The organism is Hydrogenophaga sp. 70-12 (genome assembly GCF_001897365.1).
In the GTDB taxonomy this organism is placed as follows: Bacteria; Pseudomonadota; Gammaproteobacteria; order Burkholderiales; family Burkholderiaceae_C; genus Hydrogenophaga; species Hydrogenophaga borbori.
Genome location: NZ_MKSS01000109.1, coordinates 1 through 11,231 on the forward strand (window position 1 = coordinate 1; position 11,231 = coordinate 11,231).

Annotated in this window: 9 protein-coding genes; 8 read left to right on the plus strand and 1 reads right to left on the minus strand. The window is 72.4% G+C overall.

Going from position 1 to position 11,231, the window contains the following annotated elements; all coding sequences use genetic code 11:
* The 8 genes from BGO22_RS07000 to BGO22_RS07035 form a co-directional block, all read left to right on the plus strand.
* Positions 1 to 1,708: DUF1800 domain-containing protein (locus BGO22_RS07000; RefSeq protein ID WP_286849751.1), on the plus strand; the 1,708-nt coding region annotated here is incomplete at its 5' end.
* A gap of 10 nt (positions 1,709 to 1,718) precedes the next feature.
* On the plus strand, positions 1,719 to 3,152 hold the full coding sequence (locus BGO22_RS07005; protein ID WP_204743295.1) for a DUF1501 domain-containing protein: 1,434 nt from the start codon (positions 1,719 to 1,721) through the stop codon (positions 3,150 to 3,152).
* Between the two features lie 61 nt (positions 3,153 to 3,213).
* Positions 3,214 to 3,927, plus strand: a complete 714-nt coding sequence (locus BGO22_RS07010; protein ID WP_286849753.1) for a glutathione S-transferase family protein — start codon at positions 3,214 to 3,216, stop codon at positions 3,925 to 3,927.
* Positions 3,924 to 4,565, plus strand: a complete 642-nt coding sequence (locus BGO22_RS07015) for a glutathione S-transferase family protein (protein ID WP_286849755.1) — start codon at positions 3,924 to 3,926, stop codon at positions 4,563 to 4,565. Before BGO22_RS07010 ends, BGO22_RS07015 begins: the two co-directional genes overlap by 4 nt.
* Positions 4,566 to 4,631: 66 nt before the next feature.
* The gene (locus tag BGO22_RS07020) at positions 4,632 to 5,786 is read left to right on the plus strand and encodes an imelysin family protein (protein ID WP_286849757.1); all 1,155 of its coding nucleotides are present in this window, start codon (positions 4,632 to 4,634) and stop codon (positions 5,784 to 5,786) included.
* On the plus strand, positions 5,783 to 7,243 hold the full coding sequence (locus tag BGO22_RS07025; protein ID WP_502686436.1) for a di-heme oxidoreductase family protein: 1,461 nt from the start codon (positions 5,783 to 5,785) through the stop codon (positions 7,241 to 7,243). The genes BGO22_RS07020 and BGO22_RS07025 overlap by 4 nt, the downstream gene beginning before the upstream one ends.
* Positions 7,243 to 8,283, plus strand: a complete 1,041-nt coding sequence (locus BGO22_RS07030) for an imelysin family protein (RefSeq protein ID WP_286849759.1) — start codon at positions 7,243 to 7,245, stop codon at positions 8,281 to 8,283. The genes BGO22_RS07025 and BGO22_RS07030 overlap by 1 nt, the downstream gene beginning before the upstream one ends.
* A gap of 235 nt (positions 8,284 to 8,518) precedes the next feature.
* Positions 8,519 to 9,454: a DUF1513 domain-containing protein gene (locus tag BGO22_RS07035; protein WP_286849773.1), complete on the plus strand. Its 936-nt coding sequence runs from the start codon at positions 8,519 to 8,521 to the stop codon at positions 9,452 to 9,454.
* Positions 9,455 to 9,490: 36 nt separating this feature from the next.
* On the opposite strand, the gene BGO22_RS07040 is transcribed toward BGO22_RS07035, so the two are convergent.
* Positions 9,491 to 11,038 (minus strand): CYTH and CHAD domain-containing protein, encoded by a 1,548-nt coding sequence (locus BGO22_RS07040; protein ID WP_286849761.1) that lies wholly within the window; start codon positions 11,036 to 11,038, stop codon positions 9,491 to 9,493.
* Between the last annotated feature and the right edge of the window lie 193 nt (positions 11,039 to 11,231).

An 11,231-nucleotide genomic window follows, 5' to 3' on the forward strand; every position in this document is an offset into this window, starting at 1 on the left:
CGGCGGTGGCAGCGACGGCGGATCGGCCGAACCGCCCTTCGTGCCCGTGGTGGACTTTCCCCTCGACGGCTACACCTACCTCGCCGCGAACAACGACGCCGAGGCGGCGCGCTTCCTGCAGCAGGCGCAGTTCTCCTCCACGCCGCAGGAGATCGCGGCGCTGCGCGGCGAGGGCTACGCCCTGTGGCTGGCGCGCCAGTTCCAGCAGCCCCGCGGCCAGAGCGGCTGGGACTGGCTGGAAGCGCGCGGCTACGGCGCCATCGACAGCAACAGCTACTTCTTCAACCAGTACCCGGCCGACTTCATGCTCTGGAGCCAGCTGCTGTCGGGCGGCGAGGCCATGCGCAAGCGCGTCGCGCTCGCGCTGTCCGAGATCTTCGTCAGCTCGCTGACCACGGCCGAGTTCACCTGGCGCAGCCACGCCTACGCCTCGTGGTGGGACATGCTCATGCGCAACGCCTTCGGCAACTTCCGCCAGTTGCTCGAGGACGTGACGCTGCACCCGGCCATGGGCTACTTCCTCAACACCAAAGGCAACCAGAAAGAGAACCCCTCCACCGGCCGCGTGCCCGACGAGAACTACGCGCGCGAGGTGATGCAGCTCTTCACCATCGGCCTGCTCGAACTCAACCTCGACGGCACGCCCAGAATGAGCGGTGGCCGCCCCATCGAGAGCTACACCCAGGACGACGTGACCCACCTCGCGCGGGTCTTCACCGGCTGGGACTTCGACACCTCCGACGGCGTGCGGCACACGCCGGTCGGGCAGAACTACACCATCGAATCCAGCGCCTTCGCGCGCAAGCCCATGAGCCTGCGCGAGAGCCGCCATTCCACGCTGGAGGCGCGCTTCCTTGGCGCCACGGTGCCGGCCGGCACGCCGGGGCGCACGGCGCTGCGCATCGCCCTGGACACGCTGTTCAACCACCCCAACACCGGGCCCTTCTTCGCGCGCCAGATGATCCAGCGCCTGGTGACCAGCGACCCCAGCCCGGCCTACGTGGCGCGCGTGGCGAGCAAGTTCAACAACAACGGCAAGGGGCAGCGCGGCGACCTGCAGGCGGTGATGGTCGCCATCCTGCTCGACCCCGAGGCGCGCGGCGGCCTCTCGCTGGCCAGCAGCACCCACGGCAAGCTGCGCGAGCCCATGGTCCGCTTCATCCAGTGGGCGCGCAGCTTCAACGTCACGTCGGCGGCGGGCAGCTGGAAGGTCTTCGACCTGGCCGACGCCGGCACCCAACTCGGCCAGAGCCCGCTGCGCTCGCCCTCGGTCTTCAACTTCTTCCGCCCCGGCTACGTGCCGCCCAACACCGCCCTGGCGGCCCGCAATGCCACGGCGCCGGAGTTCCAGCTCGTCAACGAGTCCAGCGTGGGCGGCTACCTCAACTTCATGCAGGGGGTGATCGAGCGCGGCATCAACTGCCCCAACCCGGGCGTGCCTTACGCCGCCTGGAACAACTACGCCTACGACGTGAAGGCCAACTACGCGCGCGAACTCGCGCTGGTGACCAACGCCGCCGCGCTGGTGGACCACCTGAACCTGGTGCTGGCGGCGGGGCAGATCTCACCCGCCACGCGCACGCTCATGGTCAACGCGCTCAATGCCACCGGCGTCACGGCCGGCAGCAGCGCCGACGCCAAGAACCGGCGGGTCTGGGCCGCCGTGCTCATGGTGATGGCCTGCCCCGAGTACCTGATCCAGAAGTGAGGAGCGCGCCATGCATTTCATCGCCCCCGCCCGACACACCCGCCGCGCCTTTCTGCGCCGCGCTGGCCAGCTCGCCTTCACCGGCACCGCCCTGCCGACGGTGATGAACCTCGCCGCCATCGGCGAGGCCGCGGCCTTCGACGCCACCGACTACAAGGCCCTGGTCTGCGTCTTCCTGTTCGGTGGCAACGACTACGCCAACACCGTCATCAACTACGACGCCACCAGCCACGCCCAGTACGCCGCCATCCGCGGCGGCATCGCCATCCCGCGCGCCGACCTGGCGGCCACGGTGCTCAACCCCGCCGTGCCGCTGCCCGACGGCAAGCAGTACGCCCTGCACCCCGCCATGACGGGCCTGGCCAACCTCTTCAACGCCGGCGCGGCCGCCGTGCAGCTCAACGTCGGCCCCCTGGTGGTGCCGCTCACGCGCCAGCAGTACAACAGCAACAGCGCCTCCTTCCCGCGCCCGCCCAAGCTGTTCTCGCACAACGACCAGCAATCGGTGTGGATGAGTTCGGCCGCCGAAGGCAGCACCACGGGCTGGGGCGGCCAGGTGGGCGACCTGGCGCGATCGAGCAACACCAACAGCGTGCTCACCTGCGTCTCGGTGGCCGGCAACACCGTGTTCCTCTCGGGCGACGAGGCGCTGAGCTACCAGGTCGGCAGCGGCGGGGCGGTCCGCATCAACTGCCTCAACAGCAACGTCTATGGTTCGCCGGCCGTGCGCTCGGCACTGGTGGACATCGCCATGCAGACCCGCGCGCACGCGCTGGAGAACGAATACAACCTCGTCACCGCGCGCGCCTACGGCACCGAAGGCGCCATCACCAGCGCGCTCAACGCCTTCCCCGCCAACACCGCGCCGTTCAGCGGCTTCCCGGCCAACAACGGCCTGGCCAGCCAGCTGCGCCTGGTCGCGCGGCTGATCGCCGCGCGCAACCAGCTCGGCAGCCGGCGCCAGGTGTTCTTCGTCTCGCTCGGCGGCTTCGACCTGCACGACAACCTGCTCAACGGCCAGGCCGGCCTGATGGAGCGCCTGAGCGGCGCGCTCACCGCCTTCTACGACGCCACCGTGCAGCTCGGCGTGGCCGACAAGGTGACCGCTTTCACCGCCTCGGACTTCGGCCGCACGCTCACCTCCAATGGCGACGGCTCCGACCACGGCTGGGGCTCGCACCACCTCATGGTGGGTGGCGCCGTGCGCGGCCGCGCCTTCTACGGCAAGGCCCCGCCCGTGAGCGTGACCAACAGCACCAGCGACAGCTTCGACCAGTGGCACGTGGGCCAGGGCCGGCTGCTGCCCAGCACCTCGGTGAGCCAGTACGCGGCCACGCTGGCGCAGTGGTTCGGCGTGAGCGGCGGCGAGCTGGGCCAGGTGCTGCCCTACATCGGCAACTTCAACAGCGTGGACTACCCGGGCAACCTGGGGTTCATGGCCTGAGGGCCCGGCGGTCGGAGCGCGCGCGACACCCGCGCGCGACGGGGCGCACTAGCATGCCCCCATGATCGACCTCTACACCGCCGCCACCCCCAATGGCCACAAGGCCTCGATCGCGCTGGAGGAATTGGGCCTGCCCTACACGCTCAAGGTGCTCGACCTCACGGCCGGCGAGCAAAAGCGCCCCGACTTCCTGGCCATCAACCCCAACGGCCGCATCCCCGCCATCGTGGACCACGGGGCCGGCGGCTTCGCGGTGTTCGAGTCGGGCGCGGTGCTGATCTACCTGGCCGAGAAGACCGGCCGGCTCATGCCCACGGACGCGAAAGGCCGCTCGCGCGTGCTGCAGTGGCTGATGTTCCAGATGGGCGGCGTGGGCCCGATGATGGGGCAGGCCAATGTGTTCTTCCGCTACTTCCCCGAGAAGATCCCGGCGGTGATCGATCGCTACCAGGGCGAGACCAAGCGCCTGTTCCGCGTGCTCGACGGCCACCTGAAAGACAACGAGTACCTGGCCGGCGACTACTCCATCGCCGACATCGCCAACTGGGCCTGGGTGCGCACGCACCGCTGGTCCGGCGTGGCCATCGACGACCTGCCGCACCTCAAGCGCTGGCGCGACGCCATCCGCGCGCGCCCGGCGGTGCAACGCGGCATCGAATCGCCGCCGTCGAAGGTGGACCTCACGCGCGATGGCGACGAAGCGGCGCGCCGCTTCTCGCAAGACGCGCGCCTGCTGATGGAAACCGGCCAGAGCCTGAAGGAGGACCGCCGATGAAGCTCTACGTGTCCGAGCGCGCGCCCAACCCGCGCCGCGTGCAGATGTTCATCGCCGAAAAGGGCATGACCGGCATCGAGGAAGTGCTGGTCGACATCAATGCGCACGAGCACAAATCGCACCCCGTGCTCTCGCGCAGCCCGATGGCGCGCATCCCCGTGCTCGAACTCGACGACGGGCGCGCGCTGAGCGAGTCGCGCGCGATCTGCGCCTACCTCGAGGGCCTGCAGCCCGAGCCCAACCTGATGGGCCGCGACGCCGAGGAGCGCGCCTTCATCGAGATGGCCGACCGGCACGTGGAGTGGTACGTGACGCTGCCGCTGGCGCAGGCGATCCGCCACCAGCACCCCGGCCTGGCGGTGCTGGAGCAACCGCAATTCCCCGCGTTCGGGGCGTCGCAGCAGGCCAAAGCGATGGAGACCCTGCGCTGGCTCGACGGCCTGCTGCGCGGCCAGCCCTGGGTGGCGGGGCAGCGCTTCACCATCGCCGACATCACGGCCTTCTGCACCATCGAATTCGCGCGGCTGCTCAAGTTCAAGCCGGGGGAACAGGGACTCGCCGCCCTGGCGGCGTGGCGGGATCGGGTGGCGGAGCGGCAGCCCCCCCGCTCGGACGGCGGCCCCGTCAAACCCGCTTAAGTCAAGGATAAGAATTATTTGCATTTAGAATTCGGCGTTTCCTCCCTTCCGTCCTGGAGAACCGCCATGCGCCTGAAGCCCCTCGCCGCCGCCGCCGTGCTCGCCCTGAGCCTGGCCGCCCCTTTGCATGCCCAGACCGCCGCCACCCCCGCCAGCGTGGCCACCCACTACGCGGCCCTGGTGCACGCCAACTACGAGGACACGCTCAACGCCGCCAAGGCGCTGCAGGCCGCCGTCAAGGCCTTCACCGCCGCGCCCTCGCAGCCCGCCCAGGACGCCGCCCGCAAGGCCTGGCTGGCCGCGCGCGAGTTCTATGGGCAGACCGAGGCCTTCCGCTTCTATGGCGGCCCCATCGACAACGACAACGGCCCCGAAGGCCGGCTCAACGCCTGGCCCATGGACGAGTCCTACGTGGACTACGTGGACGGCAAGAAGACCGCCGGCCTGGTCAACAACAAGAAGCAGGCCCTCACCAAGAAGGCGCTGGCCGCGCTGAACGAAAAAGGCGGCGAGGAGAACATCGCCACCGGCTGGCACGCCATCGAGTTCATGCTCTGGGGCCAGGACCTGTCCGAAACCGGTCCGGGCAACCGCAGCTTCGAGGACTTTGTCGACGGCAAGACCCCCAACGCCGACCGCCGCCGCCAGTACCTCAACACCGTCACCGACCTGCTGGTGGACGACCTGGGCGGCCTGGTGAAGGCCTGGGCGCCGGGCGCCAAGAACAACTACCGCGCGACGTTCGAGAAGGGCGGCAACGAGTCCCTGCGCAAGATGTTCGTGGCCATGGGCTCGCTCTCGCGCGGTGAACTGGCCGGCGAGCGCCTGGAAGTGGCCCTGGCCAGCCAGGACCAGGAAGACGAGCACAGCTGCTTCTCCGACAACACGCACCGCGACGCCGTGGCCAACGCGAAGGGCATCGAGAACGTCTGGCTGGGCCGCTACGTGCGCGCCGACGGCAGCACCCTGCAGGGCCCCAGCCTGCGCGACCTGGTGAGCGCCAGGAACGCCGGCGTGGCCGACAAGACCACCCAGCAGATCCGCACCTCGGTGGCGTCGGCCGAAGCCATTCCCGCGCCCTTCGACCGCGCCATCGTCGCCGGCTCGGCGGGCCGCCCGAAGATCGAGGCCACCATCAAAAGCCTGACCGAGCAGTCCAAGGACATCGTGGCCGCCGCGGCCGCCGTGGGCATCGCCAAACTCACGCTGGTGCAACCGTGAGGCCAGCGGCCTGGGTCGCCGCGGCCTTGGGCGTGGCGGCGCTCACCTCGGTCGCCGCGCTGCATGCGGCGGCACAAGCGCCTGCCCCGACCAGCCCCACCGACGCGGCGCCCGATCCCTTGGGCGAAAAGACCGGCGGCGCGACCACGGTCTGGGCCACCGGGCAGAACGCCTTCTCCTTCCCTGCCGCCAACCTCACCGACCCGGAGCGCACGCGCTTCGTCATCGGCAACTCCTTCTTCAAGCGCAACTGGGTCGAGGCCCCCGCGAGCACCAAGGCGCGCGACGGCCTGGGCCCGAACTTCCTGGCGCGCTCCTGCGGCGCCTGCCACCTGTTCGACGGCCGCGGTGAGCCGCCGCCGTGGCGGCGCGGCATCTCCGATCAGGAGCCGCTGGCCCTGCTGCTGCGCCTGTCGGTGCCCGGCACCGACGCGCACGGCGGCCCGAAGCACGACCCCGTCTATGGCGACCAGCTCAACACCGCAGCGGTCCAGGGCGTCAAGCCCGAGGGCCGGGTGCGCCTGCGCTGGCAAGCCATCCAGGGCCGCTTCGCCGACGGCACGCCCTACACGCTGCAAAAGCCCGAGTACATCGTCGACCGCCTCGCCTACGGCCCCTTCGCCCCGGGCGTGATGATCAGCCCGCGCATCGCGCCGCAGGTCATCGGCGTGGGCCTGCTCGAAGCCATCCCCGAACGCGAGGTCCTGGCCAACGCCGAGGCCCAGGCGGCGCTGCCCGGCCCCATCAAGGGACAGCCCAACCGCGTGTGGGACGTGTTCGCGCAGCGCGAGATGCTCGGCCGCTTCGGCTGGAAGGCCAACGTGGCCACCGTCGCCCACCAGACGGCGGGCGCCTTCCACGGCGACATCGGCATCACCTCGGCGCAGTTCCCCGACGAGACCTGCACGCCCCGGCAGAAGGACTGCCTGGCCGCGCCCAAGGGCTCGCGCAACGGCCAGCCCGAGATCGACCCCAAGACCCTGGACGAGGTGGTGTTCTACCAGGCCACGCTGGCGCCGCCCGCGCGCCGCCACATCCAGGACCCGCAGGTGCTGCGGGGCCAGCGGCTGTTCGCTCAGGCGCAGTGCGCGGTCTGCCACCGGCCCACCTACACCACGGCCGAAGGCCCCTTCCCGCGCCTGACCAGCCGGGCCCTGCAGGGCCAGACCATCCACCCCTACACCGACCTGCTGCTGCACGACATGGGCGAGGCGCTGGCCGATGGCCGACCCGACTTCCTGGCCAACGGCCGCCAGTGGAAAACGCCGCCGCTGTGGGGCATCGGGCTGATCAAGGACGTGAACGGCCACACCCGCCTGCTGCACGACGGCCGAGCCAATGGCGTGCTCGAGGCCATCCTCTGGCACGGCGGCGAGGCCGAGGACAGCAAGCAGCAGGTGCTGAAGTTCGGCGAGGCCGACCGCCGCGCCCTGGTGAAATTCGTGGAGAGCCTCTGATGCGTACCCGATCCCGCTGGCGGCTTGGCGCGGCACTCGCCCTGCTGCTGTGCGCGCCCGGCGCGCTGTGGGCGCAGGCCGCCGCGCCCTACTACTACCCGCCCGACGCGGTGGCCGCCCTGTACCGCGACCACACCGCGCCGCTGGCGCGCGCCTTGGCCGAGCAGGCGCCCAGGCTGGTGCAGGCGCTGCAGGGCCACTGCGCCGGCCCGGCCGCGCTGGCGCCGGCGCGCGCGGCCTGGACGCAGACGGCGCTGGCCTGGGAGCGCCTGGCCGCCGTGGCCGTGGGCCCGCTGATCGAGCGCCGCTCGCTGCGCGAGATCGACTTCCAGCCGCTGCGCCCCGAACTGCTCAAGCGCTCGCTGGCGCGCGAACCCAAGACCCTGGACGACATGGAGCGTGTGGGCACGCCCGCCAAGGGCCTGCCCGCCATCGAGTACCTGCTGTGGAGCGCGCCCGCCGCGCCGCGCAGCAGCGCCTGCGCCTACGCCGTGCTGGCCGCGCAGGCCGTGCAGCGCGAAGCCGAGGCCCTGCGCGCCGCCTTCGACGCGCTGGCCGCCGCACCGCCCGAAGAAGAAGCCGCCGTCACGGCCTTCGTGGAATTCATCAACCAATGGCTGGGCGGCCTGGAGCGCCTGCGCTGGGCGGGCATGGAGAAACCCCTGCGCGAGGCCGAGACGCGCGGTGCCGCGCCCGCCTTCGCGCGGCTGCCCAGCGGCCAGACCGGCGCGGCCTGGGCCGCCGGCTGGGCCGAGTTGCGCGCCCTGGCGCGCCAACCCGACAACGGCGCGCCCGCCATCGGCGCGGGCCGGGTGAGCATCGAGTCCTACCTGCGCGGGCGCGGGCACATCGCACTGGCCGATCGCTGGCGCGCGACGGTGGACGAGGCCGACCGCGCGATGCAGGGCGTTCAGCCTGGCGCCCCCGTCAGCGTCGACGCGGCGGCGCGCACGCTCAAGAGGCTGACCACGCTGATGCAGTCCGAGGTGGCGGGCAGCCTCGAAGTGAACCTGGGGTTTTCCAGTGCCGATGGCGACTAGACGGCTCCCCCCTGCGCCGCTGCGCGGCGTCCCCTTCCGGGGACAACACCGGCGGACCGGCGAAGCCGGATCCGCGGTGTTTCTGGATGCTTCGCCCGCGGCAGGTCTGACCCGCCGCGGCATCCTCGCCTGGCTGGCAGCGGGCATCGGCGTTCCCGCGCTGGCGCGCGCCCCGAACAGCCTCTTGGTCGCCAGTTGGGCGGAGGGTGGGCAGTACAGGGCCGGGCTGTTGCAAATGGACGAGGCGCGCGTGTCCGTGCTGGCGCAGCTGCCGCTGCCCACGCGCGCGCACGGCCTCGCCCTGGAAGCCGACGGCGCCGTGCTGGTGGCCGCGCGCCGCCCCGGCGACTGGCTGTTGCGCTGGCGGCCCGACAGCGGCGCGGCCCAGTGGCATTGGGTGGACGACGACCGCCGGCTCAACGGCCATGTGCTGCCCTCCGCCGACCGGCGCGCGGTGTGGACCACCGAGACCAACCAGGCCGACGCCGCCGGGCTGATCGGCGTGCGCGATCCGCGCACGCTGGAGAAAACCGGCGAGTGGGCCACGCAGGGCATGGACCCGCACGAGATGCTGGTGCTGCCCGAGGCCCTGGGCCGCGTCCCGGCCGGCGCGCTGCTCGTGGCCAACGGCGGCATCCCCACGCAGAGCGAGACCGGCCGCAGCCACCGCGACCTGTCGCGCATGGACCCCTCGCTGGTGGCGCTCGACCCGGCGTCGGGCGCCCTGCTGGGCCAGTGGCGCCTGGACGATCCGCGCCTGAGCGTGCGCCACCTTGCCTGGGACCCGGTGGGCCGGCGCGTGGGCATCGCCCTGCAGGCCGAGCACGACGACGAGGCCGCGCGCCGCGACGCCCCCCTGCTGGCCACCTGGGACGGCAGCGCGCTGCGCGCCGCGCCCCCGATGGCGCAGGCGCGCGGCTATGGCGCTGACATCTGCGCGCGCGCCGGCGGCGGTTTCTGGCTCAGCGCCACGCGCGCGAACGCGCTGCTGGGACTCGATGCACGCGGCGCCATCGCCGAGCGGGTGAACCTGCCCTCGGCCGGCGCCCTGGCCGCACGGCCTGGGCACGCCTGGGCCGCTGGCGCGGCGGTCACCTGGCACGACGGCGAGCGCCAGGCCCTGTCCGCCGCGCTGCAACTCGACAACCACTGGGTGAGCGCGCGCGCCTGAGGGCCCGGTCCCGGCCCCGCCCCCCGCGCGGGTCGCTCACCAGGGCGGTGGCGAGCGCTCCAGCGCACTCTCCATGGCCGGCAAGGCCAGCAGGCCCGCCTCCAATTGCGCCTGCAGGCCCGACTGCAAGGCGGCCACGAGCGCGGGCGCCACGCGGGCCGGCACCTGCTGCAGCAGGCCTTGTGCCGTGGCCAAGTCGTTCAGCTCACCCAGCAGCGCCTGCGCCTCGGCCAGCGTGGCGGTGCTGCGCGCGGCGCGCTGGGGGTCGAGCAGACCGATCAGGAACTCCTGCGTGTAGCGCAGCTTCTTCAGCGCCAGGCGCAGCTCGTGGCGGCCATCGGGGCCCAGGCGGCGCGCGTCGCGCGCCTGTTCGCGCAGCCGCGCATGGCCGGCGCGCAGCCGGGCCACCGCCCAGCGCGGCAGGTTCACGCGCGCGCGCGGCACCGGCAGCGCGAACACCGAGCGCGTGAAGGCCAGCAAGGCCAGGGCGTGCGCCGGGTCGGCCAGCCGGCGCGCCACCGCGAGGTTGGCCGCGCGGCGCTGGGCGTCCACCCAGGCGCGCAAGGCCTGGGCCTCGGCGCGGGTGTCGCTGTCGGGCAGGCGATCGGGCAGCCATTCGGTGGCGAAGACGTCCCAGTTGCGCGCCGCGCCCAGCGCGTCGGCCAGGTCCTTCCAGTGCGCCGACCAGTGCGCCACCCAGCGGCGCGGCAGGTGCTCGCGAAACAGCCGCAGGCCGGTGCGCAGGCGGCGCAGGGCCACGCGCAGCTGGTGCACGAACTCCGGGTCGGGCAGCGGCGCGCCGGCCAGCGGCAGGTCGGCGAGCGCGCGCGGTTCGGCCTCGTTGGCCTGCAGGTGCGTGAGGCAGGCCAGGCTGGCGGCCTGGAAGGCCTCGCGCACCGCCATGCCGCGCGCCAAGGCCAGCGGCGTGGCGCGCCGGGGCATGGCGGCCTGGCCGGCGAACAGGGCGTAGCCGCGCTCGGCCTTGCTGCGCGGCTCGGGGTGAAGGCGCAGCGCGCGCGCCGCCTGGCCCTCGGGGCCGAGCGCCAGGGTGTGCGCCAGGTCGAACAGCGCGTCGACCGAGCCGTCCAGCAGCTCCAGCTCCACCTCGAGCAGGCGCTCGCGGCGCGCGCGCCGGCCGCTGCCCACGCTGATGTGTCCGTCGTCGACGGCCAGCTCGATGCGCGCGCCCGCGTGTTCCACCACCACGGCGCGGCGGACGAAGTCGGTGCGGAACACCGCGCGCAGCCGGGGCGCCCAGTCCTGCAGGGCGGCGGCCAGCGCGGGCTCATCCACCACGCGCGCGAAATCGACCCGCCCGCGCGGCTTGGGCACCTCCCATTCGCCGCGCCGCGACAGGCCGCCCACGGTGCTGCCCGAGGTCTTGACGGTGAGCCAGCGCCGCGCGCCCACGCGGCGCTCGCGCAAGGCCAGGCGCGCCTCGCGCAGCGCCAGATCGGGGGTGTCGAAATAGGTGTTGAACAGGCGCTGACCCGCGCGCGGCAGGCCGCCCAGCAGCGGGTGGGCCAGCAAACGCGCGGCGTCCTTGGGGTGCAGCGCGAGCTTGAGCTCGGTTTCCTGGGGCATGGCTCGATCAGACCACAGTTCCCCTGACGCCCGCCACCTTACAGCCGGTTACCACGCGGGCGCTGCCTCGGCCAACAATGGCCGCTCGCGCGCCACGGGAGCGCGGTGTGTCGTTGCGTTGGAGACAAACATGAACACGATGTCCTGGATGCGCGCCGCGCTGGGCGCGGCCCTGCTGGGCTTGCTGGGCTTG